We start from the raw sequence: 25887 nt of genomic DNA, 5'->3' as shown, positions 1-25887 counted from the left end.
AGCCTTGTAAAACTAGATCTAAAAGAACGCCAAGTTAGTGAGGACGCAGGAAGCGATTGATACGCTCAGTTATGGCCTTGGTGCGGCCGGTTTTTGTGGCTGGCAGACAGTTTCCGGATTCTGCTAACCACTTTTTTCCAAATCGGCCGGTAATTCGTCACCCGTTGCTGCATCCGGGCAAGTTCATCAAGGGAATACTCCTGCGTGTAAATCATATACGGTTCGTCAGTGAGCCAGAAATCATCGTCGATGATCCCCCGGCGCCGGCACTGCTGGTAAAGCTTTGTTCCGGGAAGAACCCACAATCCACCAACACAGCCAATCTCATCAGGTTGCGTTCTTTTCAGGAACGCAACGGTCTCCCGGAGAGTCTCTTCAGTCTCTCCCACGTTCCCGATTATCAAGAGGGCTGTTACTCGCAGCCCTATTCTCTTGCAAATGGTAATGGCCTCTTCCGACCTGGCAATGTCGTTTTCCTTCCCCATCTGTTTCAAGAGCCGAGCAGATCCAGTTTCGATACCAAAAGATATGTTATAGCAGCCGGCCTCCTTCATTTTCAAGAGGAGCTCCTCATCCACGCAGTCAGTTCTCGTGGTTGCAAAAAATGCGATGTCGAGCTTCCTGGCAATTATTTCGTCACAAAGTTCCAGTGTTGCCTGGCGATCAACCGTCATAGCATCATCGGCAAAGCAAAAATGACGAACTCCCAAATCCCTCCAGAGCCATTCAAGTTCATCGGCCATGTTGCGAGCTGACCGATGGCGCCAGCCCTTCCAAATCCACCAGGTGGAACAAAAATCACAATGACCCGGGCACCCCCGTGAAAAAACCACCGACACGCGCGTTTCGCGCGCTAGATCTATCCCCCGGAACATCCCTTCGCCACACGCAGGATACTTTTTCAGATCAACGAGATGCCACGCCGGAAATGGAAGGTCATCGAGGTTTTCAGCATATTTCCGCGGTGGATTTTTCACCACTTTCTCCCCGTCTCTGTAAACCAATCCGTTTATCAGAGCCGGGTCTTTTCCCTGCGCTATCTCAAGACAGGTATCTTCACCTTCCCCAAGGACAACGAAATCAACAAAAGGGTAATGCTCCATGATCTGCTTGTGCATGATTGTTGGATGAGCACCCCCCATAACAACCACTATGTTCCGATCGAGTTCCTTGGCCATCTGTGCGACTCGCAGGGCCTTCTTGCGTCCGGGTGTAAGACAAGTTATCCCCACAAGCTCTGGCCGAAATTCAGCAAGCGCTGTTTCAACCCCTTCCTCCCCCACGAGGCAGCCGTCCACGACCCTCACGTCGAAACCATGCTTCAGCAATGTCCCTGCTATATAGAGGAGCCCCAGGGGAGGGTTGGAAAACCCCCCCTGCTCCGTCCCAAAGGGATTGACGAGCAACACTCTCTTCATACTCTCTCCACACCCTTGCCCAGCATTTTGGCCAGGTATTCGCGGAACTCATTCACTATCCCCTTATTAAGGAGAAAAAGCAGTATCGCATACACGAAGAAGCCTGCCACCAGCAACAGGAACAAGACCGCCACGCTGGCATTAATAGTCGAAGCCGTCGCCTTGACCGTAACTGCTGACACCAAGGCAGCAGCGAGCTGGGACCTGACGTTGCAAAACAGAGTTAGTCTCACCCCTTCCGTTGTCAGCAGATGTTTGTATACGAAATAGAATATTGCCACGATGATCGGCTGGCTAAACGATATCCCGTTAAAACCGAATTTCAGCACGAAAGGAACGCCCAGACTCCACTCCAGGATGATGAGGCCCGCCGTCATCTTCAGTAACAGATCAGATCTTCCAAGGGATAAAATGGCACTGTACATAGGGAGCATAACTCCAATGAGAAGCGGAGAGGTGCAATAAAAATAAAAAGCTGCCATGCCCGGCATCCACTTATCAGTGAACACCACGTGCGTTATCTCTGCCCCCAGTGCGAACATGATTGCGGTAACAGGAAACATGACCACCGTCATCATCCGAATGGATCGTTCAATCGTTCTCGTCAAAAGCACCTTGTTATCCTGAAGCCGCGAAAACGCCGGGAACGCCACCCGGCCGAAACCTTCAGAGATCATAAGCGGTGTGAAGGCGAAATTTCTCGCCCAGTTCACATATCCCACCGCCGCAGCCCCCGCAAAGGCTCCCACAAATAGCGGGGTAACCGCATCCTTGACAAAACTCAGTATCTGGTTTCCTTGGTAAGGAAGACCGAATTTTACCAAATCCTTTACCGTACCTATGCGGCAGTGAAAACTTGGACGCCACGGTGACAATGCATAAATCAGCACTGCTCCACACAATGACCGAGTAATTGCAGCAAAGACAAAGCTCCATGCCGCAAACCCCATCAAACCGCAAGAGATGGCCACTAATTGAAAGACCAGGTTTTCCCCAACATCTACCCAGGCAATACGATTAAAATCTATATTACGCTCCATGAGAATCGCAGGGATGGTCTTTAAGGACGAAAATAGAAAGCTGGCCGCCATTGCCCGTATCAACCATACTCCCACCGTTGGCAGCGATGGATAGACCTTTAGCGCCAAAGGAGCCGCAAATATCGCTATACCCGCAACAAAACAGGCCAGGATCTGTTGAAGCCAGAAGGTGGTGGAAAGCTCCTCTCGAGTCAATTCCCCTTTCTTCTGAATCAACGCGGCCCCAATGCCAACATCGCCGAAGGTGGAAAAAAATTGTATGACAAAATTCACGATCGCATATATGCCGAACACTTCAGGAACCAAAATTCTGGCAAGGATGATATTGCCTGCAAAAAAAATCGCTTTGACGAATACCTGCCTCACCATGAGCGCATAGATACCAGAAAGCGATTTCTTTTTCAGCTCTGCATGGGTGCCAGTGTCTTCCAAGAAGTCTCCTTTAAAATTGCCGTTCAAATCCGGCTATCCCGCAGCGACTGCAATTCAACGGCTCATATTATTATCCATATACCACCCATACGTCGCCCGCACACCCTCCTCCAGCCCGATCCGATGCCGCCATCCCAGGGAGTGAAGCCGCGAGACGTCGGAGAGCTTGCGGGGGGTGCCGTCGGGCTTGGAGGTGTCGAAGACGAGCTCCCCCTCGAAGCCGATCGCCTTCTTCACCAGGAGCGCCAGGTCGCGGATGGTGATCTCCTCGCCGCTGCCGATGTTGACGATATCGTTCCCCTCGTGGTTGCGCATCAGGAAGAGAGAGGCGTCGGCCACGTCGTCGACGTGGACGAACTCGCGGTACGGGCTTCCGGTCCCCCAGATGGTGACCGTCGGCGCAGCCGCAATCTTCGCCTCGTGGAACTTGCGGATGAGCGCCGGCAGGACGTGGGAGTTCTGGAGGTCGAAGTTGTCGCCCGGACCGTAGAGATTGGTCGGCATGGCGGAGATGAAGCGAGTCCCAAACTGCCGGTTGTAGGAGCGGCACATGGTGATCCCGGCGATCTTCGCCACCGCGTACGGCTCGTTGGTCGGCTCCAGGGGACCGGTGAGGAGATACTCCTCCCTGATCGGCTGGGGGGCGAGCTTCGGGTAGATGCAGGTGCTGCCGAGGAAGAGGAGCTTCGTCACCCCGGAGCGCCAGGCGCTGTGGATGACGTTCGCCTCGATCATCAGGTTGTCGTAGATGAAATCGGCCGGATAGCTGTTGTTGGCGACGATCCCCCCGACCTTGGCCGCGGCGAGAAAGACATACTCCGGCCGCTCCTGCTCGAAAAAGGAGACAACGGCGGCCTGGTCGCGCAGGTCGAGCTCGTTGCTCGTGCGCAGAAGGAGATTGTCGTACCCTTCGGCTTGCAGCCTTCTGACGATGGCCGAACCGACGAGCCCCCGGTGGCCGGCGACAAAGATGCGCGCGTTCTTATCCATTGGCCCGCTTCTCCCGCTCGGCCAGCGCCAGATCGGCATCGGTCATCATCGCCACGAGCCCTTCGAAGTCGGTCTTCGGCTGCCAGCCGAGGCTGGCCTTCGCCTTGGCGGGGTCCCCCAGGAGGAGGTCCACCTCGGCGGGGCGGAAGTAGCGGGGGTCGATCTCGACGAGGACCCTGCCGGTATTGGCATCGACCCCCTTCTCGTCCACGCCGCTCCCCCGCCACTCCAGCGGCATCCCGAGGCGGGCAAAGACCTTTTCGGCGAAAAGCCGCACCGAGTAGGTCTCGCCGGTGGCGATCACGTAATCGTCCGGCTCGTTCTGCTGGAGCATGAGCCACATCGCCTCCACGTAGTCGCCGGCAAAGCCCCAGTCGCGCTTCGCCTCCAGGTTGCCGAGATAGAGCCGCTCCTGGAGACCCGTCTTGATCCGGCCGGCGGCGCGGGTGATCTTTCTCGTCACGAAGGTTTCGCCGCGGCGGGGGGACTCGTGGTTGAAGAGGATGCCGTTGCAGGCGAACATCCCGTAGCTCTCCCGGTAGTTGAGGGTGATGTAGTAGGCGTACGCCTTGGCGCAGGCGTAAGGGGAGCGGGGGTAGAAGGGGGTGGTCTCCCTTTGCGGGGTCTCCACCACCTTGCCGTAGAGCTCGGAGGAAGAGGCCTGGTAGAACTTCGGCGAGATCCCGGTCTCCCTGATCCCTTCGAGGATCCGGACCGCCCCCAGGGCGTCGACCTCGCCGGTGTATTCCGGGACGTCGAAGGAGACCCGCACATGGCTCTGGGCCCCCAGGTTATAGATCTCGTCGGGGCGGATGTCGCGCAGCAGCCTGTTGATGGAGCTGGCGTCGTTCAGGTCGCCGTAGTGGAGAAAGAGCCGCACTCCAGGTTCGTGGGGGTCGTGGTAGAGGTGGTCGATCCGGCCGGTGTTGAACGAGGAGGAGCGGCGGATCATGCCGTGGACCTCGTAACCCTTGGCGAGAAGCAGTTCCGCCAGGTACGAGCCGTCCTGGCCGGTAATTCCCGTAATGAGCGCTTTTTTCATCACAATCCCTCCGTAGGTAAAGTCATCGTGGTATCGTCACTGACGGCGCAGTGGATGGTTGCGGCGGGAACCCCCCGCCGGACGAGTTCGTCGCGCAGCGGCCCGTACCGCTTGAACGACGTGATGATGATGCGGTGGTTTCCCGCAAGGAGCCCGTGGGGAATCGACACCACCGGCTTGCCGAAGAACTCCCCGCCACCCTCCGTATCCATGACCAGTGCGAGCTCGATCCCGGTTTCACGGAGCGAGAGAAAGGCGATCTCCGCCACCTCGTCCACCCCGCAGAAGGCGACCCGGGTCACCCCCTCCTCCTTCAGCCGGCGGAAGAGGTGGAGAAAATCCTGCCGGGCAACCCGGTAGAGGGTCGTGAACGAACTCAGGTGCTGGTAGGCGAGGCGGCTCTTTTCGGCAATCCCCTGGGGGGTGAGGAGGTAGGCATAGCGGTTGGGGGGAAATTCCTTCACCCGCACGTATCCCTTGGCCACCAGGTTCCTGAGATAGGAGTTGACGAGCCCCAGGGCAATGCCGAGGCGGCGGGCCAAGTCCCGCTGGGAGAGGGATTCCTCGGTGGCGATCTCATTCAGCAGGAGAAACGACCGGTAGGAATCGCCCCCTTTGTCAGGGGTATCGTTCATGCGATGAACAGTAAACGACTTCCGGCAAAAGCGCAAGGGAAAAGTCCGCCTTTACGGGGCCTTACCCCGCACGATCCGCCGATAGAGCTGTTCGAGCGCCTCGCCCCGGCTTCGCCACCCATGCTCGCGCTCCGCCTTCTCCCGCACGCGGAGCGCAAGGGACGCCCGCCGCTGCGGATCGGCGGCCAGTTCGGCCAGCCGCTCCGCCAGGTCCGCGGCATCGCCGAACCGGGCGTAGACCCCGGCATCGCCCAGGATCTCCCGGTTGACAGGGGTATCGAAGACGACCGTCGGGAGCCCGCAGGCCATGTAGTTGAAGAGCTTGCCGTTGGCTTCGGTGAGGGAGATCTTGGGAGAGACGGCCATATCCCCTGCCGAGAGGCAGGCGGGGGCCTTGGCGTAGTCGATCCGCCCGGTGAAGGTGACCATGGCGCCCACCCCGAGCTCCCGGGCCTTCTCCCGGTACGCTTCGTCGGGAAATCCCATGACGAGGAAACGGATTCCGATCCCCTGCGACTTGAGAAGGACGGCAGCCGAGAGGAGGGTGTCGATCCCCTGGTAACGGTTGAGCACCCCGAGAAAGACCACGAGGGGCACATCGGGTGCGATCCCGAGCCGGCGGCGCACCTCGTCCCGGGGATAGGGGCGAAAGACCGCCGTGTCGACCCCGTCGATGAGCGCGGTGACCTTCTCCCCCGCCACCCCCCACCGTTTCACGAGGTCGGCGCGCCCGGCGGTGGAACTGGTGATAACGGCGTCGGCGCTCCGGTTGATCCACCGCTCCAGCAGGGCGAAGAAGCGAAAGAGGAGCGAGCCCTCCCGGGCGAAGCCGTGGTCGGCCAGCTCGCCGGTGAGGCTCCCCTGGCAGTCGAAGACGAGCGGCACGCCGAGGACCTTCTTGAGGAACGCACCGAGGAAAGCCCCTTCGTGGAGATGGGCGTGGATCAGCTGCGGACGGAAGGAGCGGGCCACCCTCATGGCCGTGAAGAGGAGGAGGATGTCGAGGTACGGCTTGTGCCAGGAGGGGCCGGCGGCGAGCCTGGAGTACCAGGGAACGCGGATGGTGCGGTGGGTCGGGATCCCCGGCATGTCGCGCCCCAGGTGGTAGGTGACGATCCGCACGTCGTGCCCCCGGGCGATGAGGGCCCGGGCCTCCTCGTAGATCCGGACGTGGCACCCCCGGTCGGCAAAGAACGGGGTCGGAGCCAGCATCAGGATGCGAAGCGTCCTCGGGACTCGGGACTCGGGACTGAAACGCGAAAGCGCAGGCATTTCCGTTCTAGTCCCCGGTCCCCGGTCCCCGGTCCCGGAAGTTGATCCGCTCGCGCACTGCGTAGATCGGCTTTGCCTGCGCCTCGTAGTAGGTCCGGGCGTTGAGCTCCCCCAGAAGCCCCAGGGCGATGAACTGGACCCCACTGAAGAGAAGGAATGCCGTGAGGATGAGAAGGGGGTTGCGGTTCATGCTCATCCCCTCGAAGAACTTCATGTAGAGGGTAAGCCCGCCGGCCAGGCAGCCGGCCGCCATCGTGTAGATCCCCCATTTGCCGAAGAGCTGGATCGGCTTGGTGGAATAGGTGAGGAGGAACTTGACCGTCATCAGGTCGAGCACCACGCGGGTGGTGCGGGAGATGCCGTACTTGCTCGTGCCGTGGAGCCGCGGGTGGTGTCGCACCGGCAGCTCCGCCACCCGGGCCCCCACCTGGGAGGCCAGCGCCGGCACGAAGCGGTGCAGTTCCCCGTAGAGGTTCACCCCTTCCAGCACCTCGCGCCGGTAGGCCTTGAGGGTGCAGCCGTAGTCGTGGAGGTGGACCCCCGTCATCCGGGAGATGAGGCCGTTGGCTATGATCGACGGCAGCCGCCGGTTGATGAAGGTGTCCTGGCGGTCCCTGCGCCAGCCGGAAACCACGTCGTACCCCTCGTCGATCTTCGCCAGAAGCATCGGGATGTCGGCCGGATCGTTCTGGAGGTCGCCGTCCATCGGGACGATCACCTCCCCCCGGGCGGCATCGAAGCCGGCCGCCATGGCGGCGGTCTGGCCGAAGTTGCGCCGGAAGCGGATCACCTTCACCCGCGGGTCGCGGCCGGCAATCTCCCGCAGCAGAGAAAAGGAGCCGTCGCTGGAGCCGTCGTCCACGAGGATCAGCTCGTAGTCGAGTCCGGTCCCCGCCAGGGCCGCGGTCACCCGCTCGTGGAGCGCAACGATGTTCTCTTCTTCGTTATAGATCGGTACGACGATGCTCAGGTTCACCGGTTCCCCTTCTTGTAGAGTTCGATCTGCCGCAAACGTTCCTGCAGTTCCGGGAGATGCTCCCGCACCTCGGCGACGAGGGCCGGATACTCCGTCTCCCCCACATCGGAAAACATCTCGTAGTTGCGCACCGCCTCGGCGATGTCACCCCGCCCCTCCTCGATCTTTGCCAGGACCAGATACGCCTTGGTGTTGAAGCGGTTGATTGCCAGAGCCTGCCGGGCATGCTCCCGCGCCTTGTCGTACTCCCCCTTTTCATAGTAGCTGTAGGCGGCCGACTCCTGCGCCCAGGTGGAGCCGGGATTGACCTCCGCGGCATGCCGCCAGAGGGTGTGCTCGTCGTACCAGTAGGTATTCTGCACCATGGTGAGGCCGGTGAACAGGATGAGGATGGCCCCCACAGCCGCGTAAACGGCCCGCAGCCGCACCCTCTGCAGTGCCCAGGCGGCTGCGATCGCAACCCCTGCCAGCGGCATGTACATGTAGCGGTCGGCAATCAGGTACCCTGCCGGCACCAGATCGGATACCGGCAGGTAGAGGAAGAGGAACCAGCCGATTCCGAAGGAGAGAAGCGGCTCCTTTCGGGCGAAAGCAATCGCCCCTGCCGCAAGACCCAGCAGAAGTGCCATCCCCGACAGGGCCCATGGCTGGATCAGATCCTCCGAGAGCCTCACCGCATACTCGGGCGCAAGGCCGACGGGTACGAAGAACCTGGAAAAGTAGAACCCGAACGACTTCATCACCCCCATGAAGAGCGGATAGTAACTCTTGGAGGCGATGAAGTTGTTCTTGGAGTAGACGGAGAGCACCTGGTCGGCGGTGAAGAGTCCCCGGAAGAGGTAACAAAACCCACCCGCGGCAACCGCCCCGCTGGCCCCGGCAAGGAGGGGACGACGGATCAGGAACCGCCGCTCCTTCGGCACGAAGAGGAGCTCATAGAGCACCAGAACCCCCGGGAACGTGATGGCGGTCTGGTTGGCGAGAAGGGCAAGGCCAAAGGTCCCGGCCTCACTGGCGGCGAAGAGAAACCGCTTTTTCCCTTCCGCCGCCAGCAGCCGTCGATGCAGGAACAGGGTGGTAAGGCAGAAAAAGAGCGCCAGGAGCTCCTTGCGGTGGGAGATGTTGGCCACGGACTCCACCTGGAGCGGATGCACCAGGAAAAAGAGCCCGGCGAGGATGGCGGCAACCGTCTCGACCCCCAGGGCCTGCAGCAGGAGAACCAGCAGGAAGCCGTTGGTGCCGTGCCAGAGAAGCTGCTGGACCCGATAGCCGGCGGGCTTGTCCCCGAAGAGCTTGTACTCCGGGATATAGGAGAGCTCTCGCAGCGGCCGCCCCGGGCGCCTGTTTTCCACGAAACCCGCAAGGCTGTGGGCGTCGGAATTCTGGACCACGACCGGGATATCGTCATAGGACCAGCCGTTTCGGAACGTGTTGCCGTAGGCCACGAAGGTGGCAAGAATCATCGCCGCAAACAGGTATCTTCGCCCAAGGCGCCCGATCGTCACCATCCAGCCTCCAGACTCTTTACCACACGGACTGTTACCACCTCGCCTTCGCACCGCCTCCCCCGGAAGCGGGGGGAGAGAAGCCCCCGGATGACCCCCGCGCCGTAGGAGAGGTGCAGGGCCGGATAGACCAGCAGAAGAAAGAGGGAAACTCTGCCGTCGCCGGACCTTGCCCCTTCCATGAGGGACGAGAGGAGGACCGCCGCCAGATACCCCCCGAGAGGGATCGCCCATGGCCCGCCCAGGAAGGGGAGCGCGCAGAGGTAGAGCAGAAACAGTGACGGAACGAAGTTGGAGACGCCGCCCCCCCCTCCGAGATGGATCTGCTCGGCCCTCCCCCGGCCGTAGGTGAAAAGCTGACGCACGAATGCCCGGATATTCGGCCGCTGGCTCCGAAAGACCGCCAGGGCGGGATCGTGGACAAGCCTGAGCCCCTGCCGTCGGAGTCGCGCCATGAGCTCGTTCTCCTCGTTCGGGTAGAGACGCTCGTCGAGGCCGCCGGCCGCCAGGAACAGATCCTTGCGGAAAGCGAGGTTGCAGAGGATAAGTTCCGAGTCATCGGTCTCCCGCACCGCGCCGGTGCGGCGATAGCGGTTGCGCACACTCCCCCCCCCGAGCAGGGATGCGAAGGCGGCACCGAACGCCCGCTGGGGGACGGAATCCGATGGGGGGGTAAGGGAGGGGCCCCCCACGGCGGCGACGGCCGGGGCCTCGCAATGGCGGGCGGCTCGGCGGAGGAAATCGGAGGAGGTGAGGGAATCGTCATCGAGGAAATAGAGATACTCCCCCCGCGCCCGGGCGGCGGCACGGTTGCGCTGGCAACTCGGGCGCCTCCCCTCGGCAACGAGGACCTCGTAGCGATCGGCGGGGTAGTCGACTGCGCGCAAGCGGTCGAGGGCGGCAACCCGGCCACCTGGTTTGACTGGAATTATGATTGTGAATGCGGGAGTTGCCGGCATCTCTTCCAAAACAAAAACCGGGCTTGACCCCGGCTTTCGCAACCTGTTCTTTCGTGTGAGACGGCGGCAGCTGCCGCTACTCGCTCAGAAGAATTTCCTCACATTGGCGGCAATCCGCTTCTCGATCCGGTTGTCGTTGCCGTCACGCTTGCCGTAGGAGTAGTCGAGGCTCGCCTGGAGCTTGCTGAACGTCACCCCCACCGTGGCATTGTAAACCTGCTCGGTCACGCTGTTGGGCTCAAGAAGCGAGAATCGGGCGTTCCCCCCCACGTACAGCCTGCTGATCGGGTAATAGCGGGCCCCAAGGGTGAGCCGCTGGGTCGTGGTCAGCGCAGTGACCGTCGTACCGAAGTTCTGGGTGCGATTATAATCATACTCTTCGCTGATTTCCAACACTTTCCTGGCAAGCCCCCGCGTCGAATAGAACGAATAGCTGAGCCGCTGCCGGATGTCGGCAACCTCGGTCCTGGTGGTCGGGGTATCATGGCCGAAACTGTAGATGTAGTAGAGCGACGCTTCGAGGTTCCTGTTGGGCTTGTACTCCACCACCCCCTGGCCGTCGAAGAGGTCCGTCACCTCCCCCCCCTGATTGCGGTACCGGTAGCTTCCCCGCAACCTCATGGTGAAATCGGACAGCGAGTAGTCGACATCGCCGCGCACGGTCGTCACGGAATCGGTGGGAGCGCCGGAGGGGACCAGGATATCCTCCGACAGCGCCGCCGACACCCTCAGGCGGGGCCGCGGCGTCCAGTACCCGGCCAGGGTGGTCACCGAGCGGAGGTAGTCGTTTATATTCTCGTCACGGCGGTCGAAGGTGCTGCTGACCCCGGAATTGCTCGACAGTCCGCTGTTTACAATGATCGTCTGGTTGGAAAAATCGCGGGGATTTGTACCGGAACCGGCTGAAACGTTCTCTTCGAGATCGAAGCGCAGCGTCTGGGAAGGTGCGTAGGTTCCGCGAACAACCGCATTCTGGTTGAGGTAGGTCGAATCACTGACCAGGCCGTTGGAGGCATCGAAGTACTTGACGTTGTAGCTGGCGAACAATGAATAGACGCGGGAGAACCGCCTGGTGCTCGCCGTCTCCACCCCTCCCTCGAACGACAGGAGCCTGGCGCCGTCATTCTCGGAATGTTCCACCTTCGCAAAGGTACCGAGGGTGAAAAGGGCCCGCGAGAACATATCGAGCCGCAACGTTCCGTTGCGGTCGCTCTTCTGGGATTCGCTGCCGTCGAGCCGCCTGAGCCGGCGGTCCCGGGTGTAGAAGGTACCCTTCCATTCGACGTCGCTTTTCAGAACGCCGTTAGCATACAGCGGCACCGTCCGCTCCAGGGTCAATCCGTTCCTGTCCTGCAGGCGGGTGAAGGACGAGAAGGTCCGCGCCTCCCACGTCTGCCGCGCAGCGGCAGCAAAAAAATTGAGATCGTAGGCTTCGTAGGAGTTCGTCGGATCGACGCTCGAATGTTTCGTGAACTGGCCGTCGGTGGAGATCTTGAGCCAGTTGGTCAGGTCGATCCAGCGCCGGGTAAGCATGTGGTCGATGGTGCCCAGCTGGAACTGGCTTTCGGTGAACGAGAGGGTGGGATTGAGATGGTCCTCGAAACGGGTGGTGCGGTAATGGAACCAGTTGTCCCGCTTGTTGAGGCTCACGAACGCCAGACGCCGCAGCCGGGTATCGACAGGAGTTGCGCTTTTCGTATCCTTGCGCAGCTCGTCGCGGTAGTCGACCATCACCAGCGGGATATGCTGGAAAATCGCGTTGTAGCCGTTGGTGAGGCCGTTCTTGACCCCGAACAGCATGGTTACGCCGCTATTGATGCTGAGGCCATCCAGGAGATCCGTCGTCAGCCCCGGGCCGATCAGCGAACTTCCCCCCGAAACGGTGCCAACGGAATTCTGGATGAAAGAAATGCGGTTAAGCTCATAGCTGTATGCCTTGAGCTTCATGGGAAGTTCGAGGGGATCGACGATTATCTCGCCCCGATAGAGGAGATGACCGGCGCTGATGGAGGGATTGATGTTGCCGGCGGGGTCGGTCGGGTCGCTGGGATTCTTGATCCTGGTGTCGAACGACCCCCACTCGTAGCCGAGATTGACATCATAGCTGCCGACACGGCCACCATAGAGCAGCCCGTCGTTCTGGTAGAGGAGCGAATAGCGCTGCTCGAAGGAGTGGGCGCTGACGACCTTCTTCCCGTTGGCCTCCGCGTCGTAGCCGACGTAGCCCAACTCGGCTTCGCCAGACACCCTGGCGCCGGCTTCGCGCAGGAAAAAACTCCCAAGCGCCGTCAGGATGAGTGCATGCAGTATGATGTGTCGTTTAATTGACATACGCTAAATGACAATAAACTTTCAATTCCAGCTGCGCCCGTACGACCTCTGCAACAATAGCCTGCAAGTAACGTACCTCGCCCGGCGATCACGGCTCCAGCCGCTGTTACCCGGCAACCACCTGATTATGCGCGCAATATCCTGACCCAAGGCCGGCGGCGAAATCCACCCCGCCACCCGCGGCTATTTGGCCGGAATTATTGCGTGAAAAGCCGGAGATCACTGATTCGGCAAAAAAAGAGGGGTGGCTTCCCACCCCTCGAATTGCAGCCGAAAAGAATCGTTACTTGTTATGGCAGGCAAGGCAGAGCAGACTTCCCTTCATGGTGGTGCGGAGGAAGTTTACAGATTGCCCCACATACTTCGATCCGTGAACCGCGTGACAGGAGGCACACTCGACGGCGTAGACCGTCGACCCGTTGATGGTCGCCTTGAAGAGGGGGAGGTTGTTAGTGGCCCCCGAGCCCGATACGTTAACCTCGTTGCTGTTCGCGCCACCGACGGGGCGGAACCCGCCATTGGCGTCAAGGCTCGGGTTGTACGGGATATTGACCGGGTGGCTCTTGGTGAGGTCGGTCCCGAAGTTCGTCTTGCCGGCCACGATTTTGTCGCCGGAAACACCAACACCGCCACGGGAGTACCGCGGGTCGGCCGTCAGGGTCCCGCCGGAGTCCGAAGGAAGGTTATGGACGCCGCCGCCAAGGGGGCTGCCGTCGTGGCAGCTCATGCAGAAGAGCGAGATACTGTCGCTGGAGAAGCCGCTCGGCTTGGTCGCCCCGTACATGTTGAGGGTCGCCGAAGAGGTGTAGAGCTTGAAGACGGTATTGGCATTCTGCCCCGAACGGTTCCAGAGCGGAATCTGGGCCTTCGGGTTGTGCGGGGTATGGCAGAAGACGCAGATCTGGGTGGTCTTCCCGCCGCCCCCCGTCGCGGCGCTCAGGTCGTGTTTGCTGCCGGTGATGAGACCGGCCGAGGCGACGGTTGCAGCAGCCAGGGAGGCGGCTACGACTGCAAGGGTGAGGCGTGCTTTCATGATACTTCTCCTTTCGTTTTCTGGTCAAAAGACCACGGTAGAACATTCCAAACTGTACACAACCGACATATAGCAAACGCTGTGCCTTTCCCGCACCACCATCGCATCAAAGGCAAAAAAAATGGGGCGAGAACAGCATTCTTGCCCCACAAACTCCCATATCCTGTTATTTTCACTTCAATTCCAGCGCCTGAAGAAGATGCCGGTTGCCGGAACACTTTATCCGTCATCGGCCGCCATCCCCAGGCCATGCCGGACACCGATGGCGCGGAACCGAAAAAATGGCAGAAGATTTCGCGAAATAACCGGATGAGCAGAATCGCTACTGCGGGACGCTCACGCCGGGGATGGGGTTCTCCTTGAGGAAACGGTCCGAAATATACTGAAACACCTGAAAACGCTGGTTCAATTGATCCACCACGTAGATCCGGTCCGTGGCGTCGATATCGATTCCCTGCGGTATGACGAACCCGCCGGGGGCCTCTTTGTTGGTCTGCAGGATGGAGTACAATCCGCCGATGGTGATCAGATAGTCTCCCTGGCGGCTGAACACCATCAGCTTGTGCCCTTTCCCTTCGGTAACGTAGATGTTGTCGTCCGAGTCGACGGCCACCCCCTTGATCAGCTGGAAATCGGCCGGCCCGTCGCCGCGGCTGCCAAATGCCCGCAGGAACTTCCCTTCCCCATCGAATATCTGTATCCGGGCATTCATGGCGTCACCGACGATGATCTCCCCCTTATGGTTCACCGTAATGGCGATCGGGAAGTTGAATTCCCCTTCATTTTCGCCCCGCCTCCCGAAACTGAAGAGATGCTTCCCGTCAAGGGTAAAGACGGAGACCTTGTGGCCCCGGGCATCGGTGACGAGAAGCCGCTTCTTTTCGCGATCGATGGCAAGTCCGCCGATTTTCTGGACCGTATCGCTCAGCTTCATGGCGCGAAGCGGTTTTTCATTCTTGTCGAAAACCAGGACCATTCCCTTGTCGATCTCGGAAACGTAGATCGAGCCATCATCGTCGATGGCCAGGGAAACCGGCTTGCTGAACTGGGCCGCCTCATCCCCCCCCATGACCCGGACCTGCTTCTTCACCAGATCATAAACCAGGACCGTGCCGTAACCGACATCGGTGACGTAGATCTGCCCCTTTCCGTTCGATCTGATGTCGAGGGGCTTGGAAAAGCGCATAGGCTCTTCGTCGCCGGCAATGGCGGAGAGAAAGGCACTGAACCCTTCCTTCGGGAAGTCGAGCTGGCTGCTGTATGCCTTGATCCATTCGATCCGGGGCCGTTCGGGAAGGGGAGGCCAGAAATAGCGACGCTGATTGCCGGCCTGCTGGGTGGCGCAGCCGGACAGAAGTACGATCGCACAGAGTACTGCGGCAAATTTTCTGGACAGGGACATCGGGTTCATTCGTTCAGTTCTCCTCGATTCCTCGCTGCTCGGGCAGAGAGGTGCTTCAGTGCCGCCTCGCAACCGGCAGCTGTCGTCATTTTTCTTACTTGTTGTGACACATCTGGCAGAGCTGCATCCGGTCTTCCGCATTATTCTGGAAGTAGTAGCGCACGTCCCCCGCGTGGGGGTTATGGCAGGAGATGCATGACATCTCCCGGCCGGACTTGGGAGACGAGGGATCCTTGCGCCCGCTCACCGGATGCCCCTCGCCGGTAGTGGTCCTCACGACGTGGGGAATCTTCCGCACCGACTCGTGACACGACAGACAGAGCTCGTTGACCGGCGCCTTGAGTTGCGCGTAGTTGGCGCTACCATGGGGATCATGGCAGACCTCGCACATCCCGCCGGCGATGGGGCCGTGGACGTACTTCCTCTTGGCGAACTCGGCCGCCTTGTCCTCGTGGCATTCGTTGCAGAGCGCCGCATCCCGCTTGACCACCGCGTACTTCGGCGTCGCCTTTTCCTTGTGGCAATAGACACAGGAATAGGTCCCCGCGGGGCCGTGCACGAACTTCACGTTCAGCATCCTCTTGTGGCAACCGATGCAGGGGTTTTCCTTTTCCCGGGTGCTCAACGCCTGAGTCGAGGTCGGCTCCATGGTGTGGCAGGCAACGCAGCGAATCTCCGAGTCTGGACGGTGGAAGAGGTAGTGCGTGAATTCGGGCGGCACCGCCGACTGCCCTCCCTCGGGGGCATAGTAGATCAGTGCCTGGGCGGTTTCAGCTCGCACCTTCCCGACGTACGCTTCAACGTTTACCTCATTGCGCCCCCGGTCCCAGACCGGCTGCACGATGAGAAGATCCTGGAACGCCTTGCGGTATTCCGGCGATGACACCTGCAGGATATCGCCGACCACGCCGTTCACGTTGATCCTGACGCCGGTGATCTCGGGATTATTGAGCTTCAGGATCAGGTAGTTCGAACGCTCGACCCAACTGTTGGGCGCCGGATAGACGAACGAAACGGCGGCCATGGCGGTCGTTGAACCGAGCAAAAGGAGTGCGGCAACCACTCCGGTTATCCCTCTGCGGGACATACAGCCTCCTCCACCCATCAGGGATTCGTCACCGGACGGACCCTGTCGTATGACTTGGGTTTGTGACACCCCACGACGCAGGTCCCCCCCGTTTCCGTCTTCGTGTAGCGGATCGGAATCTCCCAGTCCCCGAAACCGGGAATCTGCTCCTTGATCAATCGGGGCTGAGACGCCGCGTGCGGATCATGACAGGTCTTGCAGGAGCGCCCCCTGTCCGATTTATTGACATGGCGATAGTGAAGATTGAAATCCCCGTTTCGAAAACCGGTAAGGGTGTCAGTTCTCCGATCCTGTGCCAGATTTTTGTTGTGACAGTCAAAGCAAAGCGCAAAGTTGTCCCGGGCGTAGGGGAGATAATACGGCTCGGGAAATGTGCTCCTGAGAAGCTTGGGCCAGTCGGAGCCGTGGGGGGCATGGCAGCGGACACACTTCCCCTCGGCGACGGGCTTGTGAATTGACGCGCCGGCTGCCAATTTTTTGTCGTGGCAGCGAAAACAGAGCCCGGCCCCGTCAGCCTTGAGGAGAGAACGATTGTCGGATTGGTGCGGATCATGGCACCCCAGACAGTTGCCGGAAGCGACCGGAGCGTGGCCATGCTTATGCCTGAACGCTGCCGGATCGTGACACTTGAAGCAGAGCTCGCTCCCCAGCGCCTTCAGCTGTTTGGCATACGGGGATTGGTGGGGGTCGTGGCAGGCGAGGCAGTCACCTTCGGCAACAGGGGGGTGAACGACCCGCTTGACTCCCTTTCCCTCGTGGCAGAGATAGCAGAGCTTCTCCCGCTCCCCCGCCAACCTGAAAACGCCACGGTCCTTCGGATGTTCCCCCCCCACGGGCTGATGGCAGGCAATGCAGTCGTCAGCCTTCACGGGGCCGTGAACAAACTGCTCCCGCACCTTGCTCTGGTGGCAGCGGGTACTGCAGCCATCGGGGATTCCGGGGATCTTGGAGGCGGATGCTCCGGCCGACAAAAGGAGAAGGGTGATGAGTGTGCCGAGGCACATACCGCGAAACGGCGATCTGTTCATGGCATAGACACGTAGATCCCGGCTCTGCCAAAGCGGAAAGAGCCGGGATATCGGTAGAATGGGATATGGTACGCACTTGGCGCGCGTCGCCTACCCACTAACCATGCAAGATTCTTGCCTCTTCCTACCGTCCCCCGTAGCTATGGAGGCCCGACAGAACGAGGTTCACGCCGAGATAGCAGAAGATGGTGGCGGCAAACCCTACGATGGAAAGGATCGCCGCCCTCTTGCCGACCCAGCCGCGGGTGATCCTAGCGTGAAGAAACGCCGCATAGATGAACCAGACGATCAACGACCAGGTCTCCTTCGGGTCCCAGCTCCAGTAAGTCCCCCAGGCATAGTTGGCCCAGGCGGCCCCCGTGATGATCCCGAGGGTGAGAAGCGGGAAGCCGATCATGATCGCCTTGTAGTTCAGGTCGTCGAGAATCTTGATGGAGGGGAACATGGAAATGATCCCGCCGGCCTGGGCGGTGCCAGCGGCCCCCTCCTGCCCCGCCTTGATCAGATACATGATCGATAGGCCGCAGGCGACGGCAAATGCGGCATAGCCGAGGAAGCAGGTAATGACGTGATAGAGGAGCCAGTTGCTCTGAAGCGCCGGCACCAGGGGCTCGATACCGCTGCTGAGTCCGAGCTGGGCCCACGCCATGCCAAAGAGGGCGAAGGGGACCACGAAGGCGCCGACGACGCGGTATTTGTACTTCAGGTCGATAATTCCGAAGATCAGGATGATCGTCCAGGCGAAGAAGGTCACCGACTCGTAGAGATTGGAAAGAGGGGCATGTCCGTGGCCGATATCGTACGACTCCTTCCAGCGGAGGATGATGGCCGCCGTATGGACGATAAATCCGAAGTACGAGACAAGGCTTCCGGCCAGGCCGACCCCCTTGACCCTGGTCGCCAGGAAGGCGAAGAAGATCAGCATGGAAACCAGGTAGGAAAACGTCGCTATATTGAACATCATGGAACTGGTCATTAGATAGAACCTCCGCCGTTACTGTTTTTTCAGTTTGTCGACGATCTCGTCAAACATGAGCTGGAATCCCGCCGGGTTCTTGCTGGCGCCTCCCCCGATGGTGACGTGCCCCTTCCGCACCCGCACCCAGATCCGCTTATGGGACATGAAGAACGCCATGCAGCAGCCGGCCACCATCATGAAGCAACCGGTCCAGACGACCCATACCCCCGGGTCCTTAGCCACCTGCAGGCCGGTATACATCTTCTCGTCCGACCCGTCGTAGGTGAACACCAGGGCCCCCCCACGCTGCTCGTCGAAGGCGGGGAAGTTCTTGAAGACGATGAAGGAAACGGGCTCCCCCCCCTTGGGAGTCACCTCGATTCGTGCCGCCGGCCCGCTGAACTGCGGAACGAACTGACTTACCTCCTGGGTCGCCTCCAGCACCTGCATCGTCGAACCGTCGGGGAGAAGCTTCTTCTCGCCATAGCCGGCCGAAACCTTGACCGGCGTCCCCCCCTTGCGGTCGCGAACCGTAAAATAGAAGATTCCCCCTGCTTCGTCCTGTCCGTAGCTCGACTGGTAGAAGGTGATCCCCTTGTACGTGAGGGGGTCGTTCACGATCACCGGACGCTTGTCGATGACGACGCGACCGTTGTCCATGACCGTCAGCAGACTCTTGAACTCCTTCGGGGCCCCGGTGTCGTAGAAGCTGACCTTGAAGTCGTCACACTTGACGGTAAAGCCGAGATCGATGCGCTGGCCGGAGAAGGTCTGGACTGAAGAGACGCTTCCTCCCTCGGTAATGTTCACATACCCCTTGAATCCCAGGAACGAGCCGATGAGGGCCCCGATGAATATCACGACGATGCTCAGGTGGACCACATAGACACCGAGGCGGCTGTACGGGGCCTTCTGGGCGAAGAGGTGAAACTCCCCGTCATGTTCGGTCACCACCGGCGCAGCGAACTCCGCCTTCAGGAAAGCCACCATCCTGTCCCGCAGGGTGACCGTATCCCCCTCAAGCCTGAGATCGTGGGTGACTGACAGACTCTTCTCGAAGCTGTCGGTCATAATGAGGGTCGGCTCGGAGATTATCTTCCAGACCCTCGGCAGCCGCTTGATGGAGCAGGCGACGATATTGACCGTGAAGAGATACAGCAGAAGCATGAACCACCAGGAGTGGTACATGTCGAAGAAACCAAGGGTGCTGTAAAGCTTGAGCTTGGTCTCGCTAATGGTCTGAAGGTACTCCGGCCTCAACTGCCCCTGCGGGATGATGGTCCCGATGATCGACGTGGCAGCAAGGAGGATGAGAAGGAAGATGGCGAGCTTGAGGGAACAGAAGAAGTCCCACAGCGCCTGCAAAAAGCCTCGATTACTGGTTGTCAACGTAACTCTCCCGGATTGCGATGGATTTTACTCAAGCGTCACGAGCCACTCATTATAAGCGGATTGACCGTGAAAGACAAATGGTTGTTTGTTCCAATCCTGGTCCCTCAAATAAGAAAAAGGGATAACAAGTGACTGTTACCCCTTTTCCCGTCCATTTGCCTCAGACCGCTAGCGCGGCATGGAGATTACCTCTTGTGGCACTCACCGCACTTGGTCGGCCCCTTCTTCATTTCTTCGTGGCACCCTTTGCAGGTCTTGTGGGCCCAATCCTTGCCGAACCCTTCGATCTTGCCCGGACCCTTCTCATGGCACTTCTTGCAGTCCTTGAGGAGCTCCTGGTGCTTCTTGTGCGGGAAGGTGATGTTCCCGTTCTTCGCCTTGAGAACGATCTCGTCAGCGGCAAAGGCAAGGCTGGCAGCAAAGACGGAGAGAGCGAGAGCAGCGACAATCTTTTTCATTGGTGTACCCCTTTTCAATGGAATGGAACAAAACCGTCTGAAACTTATACAACACCATTTCGTTTTGTCAAGGAAAAATCCGCCCGCAAAAAACCGCCGCAACACCGCAATTACCGGGGCACGGCGGGGGATACTACGCCCCCCGGGCGCGTGCCTGGAGGGCACGGTCCTTGGCTTCCACCTCTTCGGCCATGGCCTCCTTGTAGGCGTGGAGCTTCGCGCTCAGGGCGGGGTCTCCCAGGGCGATGATCTGCACTGCCAGGAGCCCCGCATTCTTCGCCCCCGCCTTTCCGATGGCCATGGTCGCCACCGGGATTCCGCCGGGCATCTGCACCATGGCATAGAGGGCATCGAGCCCGTTGAGGGCTCCGCCGGGGATCGGAACGGCGATGACCGGCAGGATGGTGTCGGCAGCGATCATACCGGCCAGATGGGCGGCCATCCCGGCTCCGGCAACGATCACCCTGATGCCGCGGCCGGCGGCGCCGGAGGCCAGGGCGGCTGCCTTCTTGGGTGAGCGGTGGGCCGAGGCGATCCGCATTTCCCACGCGATCCCGAACTGGTCGAGAATCTTGGCGACCTCCTCCATGATGGGGATGTCGGAGTCGCTCCCCATGACGATCAACACCTGTGGATTTTCCATCAGCCTTTTCCTCCCCACTAACGCTTTAGCGCCTTGGCGCCGATGTCGCGGCGGAAGTGAACCCCCTCCCAGGTAATCGCCGCCACACCTTGATAGGCCCGGTCAATGGCATCCTGCACCGTGGCACCGAGGGCGGTGACGCCGAGGACCCGCCCCCCGCCGGTGACGATCTTTCCGTTCGCCTCGGCGGTCCCGGCGTGGAAGACAAAGAGATCGTCCAGGGCGGCGGCAGCATCGAGCCCCCTGATCTCGTCTCCCTTCCGGTAGTCGCCGGGATAGCCGCCGGCGGCCATGACGACGCAGACGGCCGCCTTGTCGTGCCATTCGATGGAAATGCCCGAGAGATCACCTTTGGCCACGGCCATAAGGACCGGGACGATGTCCGACTTCATCCGCATGAGGAGCGGCTGGCACTCCGGGTCGCCGAAACGGGCGTTGAACTCCAGCGTCTTCACCTCTTCGCCGTTGATCATGAGCCCGGCATAGAGGACACCTCGGTAGGGACGCCCCTCCGCCGCCATGCCGTCCACGGTCTGGCGCATCACCTCGGTCATGGCCTTCTCGTGGATGACGGGGGTCACCACCGGGGCCGGGGAGTAGGCCCCCATCCCGCCAGTATTGGGTCCCCGGTCCCCGTCGTAGACCGCCTTGTGGTCCTGGGCCGAGGCGAGGGGGATGATGTTCTTCCCGTCGGTAAAGGCAAGAAACGACGCCTCCTCCCCCACGAGGAACTCCTCGATCACCACCCGGGAACCGGCGGAGCCGAAGGCGTTGCCCGAGAGCATGTCCCGGACCGTCGCCACCGCCTCGTCGCGGCTCCGGGCGATGATGACCCCCTTGCCGGCGGCCAGGCCGTCGGCCTTGATGACGATGGGGATCCCCGTCCTGTCGATGAAGGCCACCGCCGGCTCCACGTCGGTGAAGACGCCGTAGGCGGCGGTCGGGACGCCGTACTTATGCATCAGGTCCTTGGAGAACGCCTTGCTCGCCTCGATGATCGCCGCGTTCTGCCGCGCGCCGAAGATGGTGAGACCGTTCTCCTCGAAGCGGTCCACGATGCCGAGGGAGAGGGGGAGCTCCGGCCCGACGACGGTGAGGTCGATGGCCTTCGCCCTGGCAAAGGCCAGGAGCCCGTCGAGGTCGTCCACCTTAACCGGCACATTCTCCGCGATGAGGCCGATGCCGGGATTCCCCGGCGCACAGTAGACCTTGGTCACCAGGGGGGACCGGGCGATCTTCCAGACCAGGGCGTGCTCCCTGCCGCCGCCGCCGACTACGAGAACTTTCATAAATAAACCTCCGGACTAAAGACAAATAGACATCTCACTTCTCACTTCAATGCCTGAAATGCCGCATCCCGGTGAACACCATCGCCATGCCGTGCTCGTCGGCAGCGGCAATCACCTCGGCGTCGCGCATGCTTCCCCCCGGCTGGATGACGGCGGTGATGCCGGCGGCGGCGGCGCTGTCGATCCCGTCCCGGAACGGGAAGAAGGCATCCGAAGCCATGACGGCCCCCCTGACCTCAAGCCCCGCGTGCTCGGCCTTGATGGCGGCGATCCGGGCGGAGTTGACGCGGCTCATCTGGCCGGCGCCGACGCCGATGGTCATGTTCCCCTTGCCGTAGACGATGGCGTTGGACTTCACGAACTTTGCCACCCGCCAGGCGAAGAGGAGGTCCTTCATCTCCTGTTCGGTGGGGGGGCGCCTGCTCACCACCTTCAACTCGGCATGGAGATCGAGATCGGCGTCCTGCACCAGGATGCCGCCGTTCACCCGCTTGAGATCCAGGCGCCGGGCCGGCTTCTCCGGCCAGGTGCCGCACTCCAGCAGCCGCACGTTCTTCTTGGCGGCCACAATCTCCACGGCTGCCGGGGAGACCAGGGGCGCGATGACCACCTCCACGAACTGCCGGTCGCAGATCGCCTGCGCCGTTTCGGCATCCAGCTCGCGGTTGAAGGCGATGATACCGCCGAACGCCGACTCGGGGTCGGTGGCGTAGGCCCGGTCGTACGCCTCGCGAAGCGTCGCGCCGACGGCGACGCCGCAGGGGTTTGCATGCTTGACGATGACGCAGGCGGCCCCTTCGGCAAACTGTTTCACGCACTCCAGCGCGGCATCGGTGTCGGCGATGTTGTTGTAGGAGAGCTCCTTCCCCTGGAGCTGGCGGGCCGTGGCGACGGACGCCTCCGTCACGTCGCGCTCCACGTAGAAAGCGGCACCCTGGTGGGGGTTCTCCCCGTAGCGCATTTCCTGGGACTTCCTGAACTGGAGGGTGATAGTATCGGGCCAGGGAGCCACCCCCCCGCCGGTTCTGCTCCCCAGCCAGTTGGAGATGGCGCCGTCATAGGCGGCGGTGTGCTGGTAGACCTTCACCGCCAGCCGGAAGTTGGTCTCCTTCGAGACGGAGCCCCCCGAGGCCCGCATCTCGTCGAGGACGGTGCGGTAGTCCGCCGGGTCGACGACGACGGTCACATCGGCGTTGTTCTTCGCCGCGGAGCGGAGCATGGCCGGGCCGCCGATGTCGATGTTCTCGATGGCATCCTCCAAAGTGCAGGCGGGATTTGCCACCGTCGCCTCGAAGGGGTAAAGGTTCACCACCACCATGTCGATCGGCTCGATGCCGTGCTCCTTCATGGTCGCCACGTGCCCGGGATTGGAACGCATCCCGAGGAGACCGCCGTGGACCTTCGGGTGGAGGGTCTTCACCCGCCCGTCGAGCATCTCGGGAAAGCCGGTGAATTCGGAGACGTCCTTGACGGCAAGCCCCGCCTCCCGGAGGAGCTTGGCGGTGCCGCCGGTGGAGAGGATCTCGACGCCGTAGCCGGCCAGCTCCGTCGCGAACCCGACGATGCCGGTCTTGTCGGAGAGGCTGATGAGCGCACGGGTAATTTTTGCCATTGTTTGCTTGCTCCTTGAAAACGTAATTAACCGCGGAGACACGGAGACACAGGAAAAAACCTGCTCCGTGGTGGATGTTCAGCGTGGTTGAGGGAAATTGATGTGCGCCAGAAAATTCTTCTCGAAGGCAGGGGTTCCGGAAAGCGGGATGACCCGGATGGCGCCGGCCAGACGCGTCACCCCTTCGGGGGCGAAAAGCGCCTTCTCGACGCCGTGAAGCGCCCCTTCCCGGACAAAGAGGGACGTTTGTACCATCTTTTCCGTGAAAATTCCAACGTTTTTTAGGCTCCGGGGATCGAGGACCGCCCCGAAGGAGCCGGTCAGGATCACTGAGTTCACCTCGTCAGCCAGGATGCCGGCCCGCTGGAAGAGGACCTCCATCCCTGCCCGGATCGCCCCCTTGGCAAGCTGCACCTGGCGGATGTCTTCCTGGCTGAGCCAGACCGTGCGCGCCGCATCCCGGTGGAGAATGAACGCCGGAGCCCCTTCCACCTCCGTCACCCGGTTGCCGAGACTCGACGGGATCTCCGCCGGCGGGAGGAGCCGTCCCGTGACGTCGATCACCCCGTGCTCCCGCAGCAGTGAAATGGTGTCCAGAACCCCGGAGCCGCAGATGCCGACGGCAGGTCTCCCGCCGATGGTGGCGACGGCAAGGCGCTCCCCTTCCAGGAAGACCCTGCTGATGGCACCGGGAAGGGCCGCCATGCCGCAGGCGAGGTTTCCCCCCTCGAAGGCGGGACCGGCAGCTGCAGAAGTGGCAAGGAACCGGTCGCCGGCCGTCAGGGCGATCTCGCCATTGGTGCCGAGGTCGAGGTAGAGAGTGGGAGCGGGAGCCGGGGACGGGGGATCGGCAACCCCATAAAGGAAGGCGACGGTGTCTCCCCCCACGAAGCCGCCCGGCAGCGGAAAAAGGAAGACATCCGCGGACAGCTCCCAACCGAGTTCCCGCGCGGAAAGATGGCGCCCGTCGGTAAAGAGGGGGCGGTGTGGAGGAAAGGCGAGGGAGCGCACCGGCAGGCCGAGGAGGAGGTGCTCCATGGCGGGATTGCCGGCTACGGCAATGGTGCGGAGGCTCCCGCGGGAAGCGCCGGACTGCGCCAGGAGCTCCTCCGCGAGGCGGTGGAGTTCCGTGCGGACCAGATCGGCCATCCGCCGCGCCGCCTCTTCCGAACGGCAGGCGGCGTCCAGGCGGGAAACCACATCCGCCCCCAATTCCCGCTGGGGATTGAGGCAGCCGGCGGAAGCGAGGCGCTCCCCCGAGACCAGGTTGACCAGGGACACGGCAATGGTCGTAGTCCCCAGGTCGACTGCGATGGCCAGGGAATCAGCGGATCTCAACGGCCTGCTCCCGCGGCGGGAGGACCTCTCCCACCGGCACCGCGAAGAGCCCCCGGTCCGCAGCCGTAGCAATAAACCGGTCACAGGCAGCGGGAGAAAGGGAGATCAGTAGTCCCCCCGAAGTCTGGGGGTCGAAGAGAGGGAGCAGGAGGTCGGGGGTCACGGTGGCGGCGACCCGTGGGGAGTAATGGTCGCGGTTGCGGTAGCATCCGGCCGGCACGAGCCCGTCGGCGATGAGTTCCGCAACGCCCGGCAGGATCGGCACGGCGGCGCGGTCGAACCGCAGGGTCACCCCTCCCCCCCGGGCCATCTCGCAGGCATGTCCGATGAGACCGAAGCCGGTCACGTCGGTGCAGGCGGAGGCTTCGCACTCAAGCATCAGCGCGCCGGCGGCGGCGTTTAGCCCCGACATCCAGCGGGTCGCCTCCGCAACCACCGCTTCGGGCGCCATGTCAACCTTGAGGGCCGTGGCGACGATCCCGGTGCCAAGCGGTTTGGTGAGGACCAACCGGTCGCCGGGGCGGGCGGTGGAGTTGCGCACGACCCTCTCCGGGCAGATGAGGCCGGTTACGGCAAGGCCGTACTTCAGCTCATGGTCCTCCACGGTATGCCCCCCCACGAGGGAGGCACCCGCCTCGCGCACGGCATCGAGCCCCCCGGCGAGGATCTCCCTCAGCACCTCCGCCGGCAGGGTACAGGAGGGGAAAAAGGCCAGGTTCATGGCCGTCACCGGCCGTCCCCCCATGGCGTAGACGTCCGAAAGGGCATTGGCCGCGGCGATCCGGCCGAAGGTGAAGGGGTCATCCACCAGCGGCGTGATGATATCCACCGTCTCCACCAGGGCAAGCCCCTCCCCGATCCGGAAGACCCCCGCATCGTCGGCGGTCTCCGGCCCCACGAGAAGGTTCGGGTCCCCTCCCCCTCCCAGGATGCCGCTCAGCGCGTCTTCCAGGCCCGCCGGGCCCAGCTTGGCCGCTCAGCCGGCGGCTTTCACCATGCCGGTCAGTTTGATTTTCGTGTTGGTCATAGGTGTCGTCTTGCGGGGAG

At 61.4% G+C, this 25887-nt stretch carries 22 protein-coding genes; all 22 read right to left on the bottom strand.

Features of this window, described 5'->3' with window-relative positions; translation table 11 throughout:
- Positions 1-65: 65 nt before the first annotated feature.
- The 22 genes from M6689_RS03460 to selD all read right to left on the bottom strand — a co-directional run bounded on the left by M6689_RS03460 (position 66) and on the right by selD (position 25867).
- Positions 66-1418 (bottom strand): cobalamin-dependent protein, encoded by a 1353-nt coding sequence (locus M6689_RS03460; RefSeq protein WP_298267857.1) that lies wholly within the window; start codon positions 1416-1418, stop codon positions 66-68.
- Entirely contained in the window at positions 1415-2890 is a 1476-nt protein-coding gene (locus tag M6689_RS03455; RefSeq protein ID WP_298267855.1) for an oligosaccharide flippase family protein, read from the bottom strand. Before M6689_RS03455 ends, M6689_RS03460 begins: the two co-directional genes overlap by 4 nt.
- A 54-nt stretch (positions 2891-2944) precedes the next feature.
- Positions 2945-3880, bottom strand: coding sequence for a GDP-L-fucose synthase (locus M6689_RS03450; RefSeq protein ID WP_298267852.1), 936 nt, complete (start codon positions 3878-3880; stop codon positions 2945-2947).
- Entirely contained in the window at positions 3873-4922 is a 1050-nt protein-coding gene (gene gmd / locus M6689_RS03445) for a GDP-mannose 4,6-dehydratase (RefSeq protein WP_298267850.1), read from the bottom strand. The genes M6689_RS03450 and gmd overlap by 8 nt, the downstream gene beginning before the upstream one ends.
- The gene (locus M6689_RS03440; protein WP_298267849.1) at positions 4922-5557 is read right to left on the bottom strand and encodes a winged helix-turn-helix transcriptional regulator; all 636 of its coding nucleotides are present in this window, start codon (positions 5555-5557) and stop codon (positions 4922-4924) included. Before M6689_RS03440 ends, gmd begins: the two co-directional genes overlap by 1 nt.
- Positions 5558-5608: 51 nt before the next feature.
- Entirely contained in the window at positions 5609-6769 is a 1161-nt protein-coding gene (locus tag M6689_RS03435) for a glycosyltransferase family 4 protein (RefSeq protein ID WP_298267847.1), read from the bottom strand.
- A 67-nt stretch (positions 6770-6836) separates the two neighbouring features.
- Positions 6837-7805 carry a glycosyltransferase family 2 protein gene (locus M6689_RS03430; protein WP_298267845.1) on the bottom strand — a complete coding sequence of 323 codons (969 nt, stop codon included), beginning with the start codon at positions 7803-7805 and terminating at the stop codon, positions 6837-6839.
- Positions 7802-9313, bottom strand: coding sequence for a hypothetical protein (locus tag M6689_RS03425; protein WP_298267843.1), 1512 nt, complete (start codon positions 9311-9313; stop codon positions 7802-7804). Before M6689_RS03425 ends, M6689_RS03430 begins: the two co-directional genes overlap by 4 nt.
- On the bottom strand, positions 9307-10269 hold the full coding sequence (locus M6689_RS03420; RefSeq protein WP_298267841.1) for a glycosyltransferase family 2 protein: 963 nt from the start codon (positions 10267-10269) through the stop codon (positions 9307-9309). The genes M6689_RS03425 and M6689_RS03420 overlap by 7 nt, the downstream gene beginning before the upstream one ends.
- Positions 10270-10353: 84 nt before the next feature.
- Positions 10354-12516, bottom strand: coding sequence for a hypothetical protein (locus tag M6689_RS03415; protein WP_298267839.1), 2163 nt, complete (start codon positions 12514-12516; stop codon positions 10354-10356).
- 367 nt (positions 12517-12883) lie between these two features.
- Entirely contained in the window at positions 12884-13633 is a 750-nt protein-coding gene (locus M6689_RS03410; protein ID WP_298267838.1) for a cytochrome c3 family protein, read from the bottom strand.
- 322 nt (positions 13634-13955) lie between these two features.
- Complete coding sequence (locus M6689_RS03405) at positions 13956-15044, bottom strand: 6-bladed beta-propeller (protein WP_298267836.1); 1089 nt, start codon at positions 15042-15044, stop codon at positions 13956-13958.
- Positions 15045-15129: 85 nt separating this feature from the next.
- Positions 15130-16122: a cytochrome c3 family protein gene (locus M6689_RS03400; RefSeq protein WP_298267834.1), complete on the bottom strand. Its 993-nt coding sequence runs from the start codon at positions 16120-16122 to the stop codon at positions 15130-15132.
- 17 nt (positions 16123-16139) lie between these two features.
- A complete protein-coding gene (locus M6689_RS03395; protein ID WP_298267832.1) occupies positions 16140-17150 on the bottom strand; it encodes a cytochrome c3 family protein in 1011 nt (336 codons plus the stop codon).
- Positions 17151-17274: 124 nt separating this feature from the next.
- A complete protein-coding gene (gene ccsB, locus M6689_RS03390; RefSeq protein WP_298267830.1) occupies positions 17275-18126 on the bottom strand; it encodes a c-type cytochrome biogenesis protein CcsB in 852 nt (283 codons plus the stop codon).
- Positions 18127-18144: 18 nt separating this feature from the next.
- Positions 18145-19497: a cytochrome c biogenesis protein ResB gene (locus tag M6689_RS03385; protein WP_298267827.1), complete on the bottom strand. Its 1353-nt coding sequence runs from the start codon at positions 19495-19497 to the stop codon at positions 18145-18147.
- A gap of 188 nt (positions 19498-19685) precedes the next feature.
- On the bottom strand, positions 19686-19958 hold the full coding sequence (locus M6689_RS03380; protein WP_298267825.1) for a cytochrome c7: 273 nt from the start codon (positions 19956-19958) through the stop codon (positions 19686-19688).
- A gap of 133 nt (positions 19959-20091) precedes the next feature.
- A complete protein-coding gene (gene purE, locus M6689_RS03375; RefSeq protein ID WP_298267824.1) occupies positions 20092-20601 on the bottom strand; it encodes a 5-(carboxyamino)imidazole ribonucleotide mutase in 510 nt (169 codons plus the stop codon).
- A gap of 17 nt (positions 20602-20618) precedes the next feature.
- Positions 20619-21890, bottom strand: coding sequence for a phosphoribosylamine--glycine ligase (gene purD / locus M6689_RS03370; RefSeq protein WP_298267822.1), 1272 nt, complete (start codon positions 21888-21890; stop codon positions 20619-20621).
- A gap of 46 nt (positions 21891-21936) precedes the next feature.
- Positions 21937-23502, bottom strand: coding sequence for a bifunctional phosphoribosylaminoimidazolecarboxamide formyltransferase/IMP cyclohydrolase (purH, locus tag M6689_RS03365; RefSeq protein WP_298267818.1), 1566 nt, complete (start codon positions 23500-23502; stop codon positions 21937-21939).
- Positions 23503-23580: 78 nt separating this feature from the next.
- Positions 23581-24840 (bottom strand): ASKHA domain-containing protein, encoded by a 1260-nt coding sequence (locus M6689_RS03360; protein ID WP_298267816.1) that lies wholly within the window; start codon positions 24838-24840, stop codon positions 23581-23583.
- Entirely contained in the window at positions 24827-25867 is a 1041-nt protein-coding gene (gene selD, locus M6689_RS03355) for a selenide, water dikinase SelD (protein ID WP_298267813.1), read from the bottom strand. Before selD ends, M6689_RS03360 begins: the two co-directional genes overlap by 14 nt.
- Between the last annotated feature and the right edge of the window lie 20 nt (positions 25868-25887).

This window comes from Geobacter sp., assembly GCF_027327745.1.
Lineage (GTDB): Bacteria > Desulfobacterota > Desulfuromonadia > Geobacterales > Geobacteraceae > Geobacter.
The sequence above is the reverse complement of the archived record's forward strand: the minus strand, read 5'-3'. Positions and strand labels throughout refer to the sequence as shown.

Excerpts from the sequence above, each read along its gene's own strand:
- M6689_RS03460 (WP_298267857.1), bottom strand. The coding sequence starts at position 1,418 with ATGAAGAGAGTGTTGCTCGTCAATCCCTTTGGGACGGAGCAGGGGGGG.
- M6689_RS03450 (WP_298267852.1), bottom strand. The coding sequence starts at position 3,880 with ATGGATAAGAACGCGCGCATCTTTGTCGCCGGCCACCGGGGGCTCGTC.
- gmd (WP_298267850.1), bottom strand. The coding sequence starts at position 4,922 with ATGAAAAAAGCGCTCATTACGGGAATTACCGGCCAGGACGGCTCGTAC.
- M6689_RS03440 (WP_298267849.1), bottom strand. The coding sequence starts at position 5,557 with ATGAACGATACCCCTGACAAAGGGGGCGATTCCTACCGGTCGTTTCTC.
- M6689_RS03435 (WP_298267847.1), bottom strand. The coding sequence starts at position 6,769 with ATGCTGGCTCCGACCCCGTTCTTTGCCGACCGGGGGTGCCACGTCCGG.
- M6689_RS03425 (WP_298267843.1), bottom strand. The coding sequence starts at position 9,313 with ATGGTGACGATCGGGCGCCTTGGGCGAAGATACCTGTTTGCGGCGATG.
- M6689_RS03420 (WP_298267841.1), bottom strand. The coding sequence starts at position 10,269 with ATGCCGGCAACTCCCGCATTCACAATCATAATTCCAGTCAAACCAGGT.
- M6689_RS03410 (WP_298267838.1), bottom strand. The coding sequence starts at position 13,633 with ATGAAAGCACGCCTCACCCTTGCAGTCGTAGCCGCCTCCCTGGCTGCT.
- M6689_RS03405 (WP_298267836.1), bottom strand. The coding sequence starts at position 15,044 with ATGAACCCGATGTCCCTGTCCAGAAAATTTGCCGCAGTACTCTGTGCG.
- M6689_RS03400 (WP_298267834.1), bottom strand. The coding sequence starts at position 16,122 with ATGTCCCGCAGAGGGATAACCGGAGTGGTTGCCGCACTCCTTTTGCTC.
- M6689_RS03395 (WP_298267832.1), bottom strand. The coding sequence starts at position 17,150 with ATGAACAGATCGCCGTTTCGCGGTATGTGCCTCGGCACACTCATCACC.
- ccsB (WP_298267830.1), bottom strand. The coding sequence starts at position 18,126 with ATGACCAGTTCCATGATGTTCAATATAGCGACGTTTTCCTACCTGGTT.
- M6689_RS03380 (WP_298267825.1), bottom strand. The coding sequence starts at position 19,958 with ATGAAAAAGATTGTCGCTGCTCTCGCTCTCTCCGTCTTTGCTGCCAGC.
- purE (WP_298267824.1), bottom strand. The coding sequence starts at position 20,601 with ATGGAAAATCCACAGGTGTTGATCGTCATGGGGAGCGACTCCGACATC.
- purD (WP_298267822.1), bottom strand. The coding sequence starts at position 21,890 with ATGAAAGTTCTCGTAGTCGGCGGCGGCGGCAGGGAGCACGCCCTGGTC.
- purH (WP_298267818.1), bottom strand. The coding sequence starts at position 23,502 with ATGGCAAAAATTACCCGTGCGCTCATCAGCCTCTCCGACAAGACCGGC.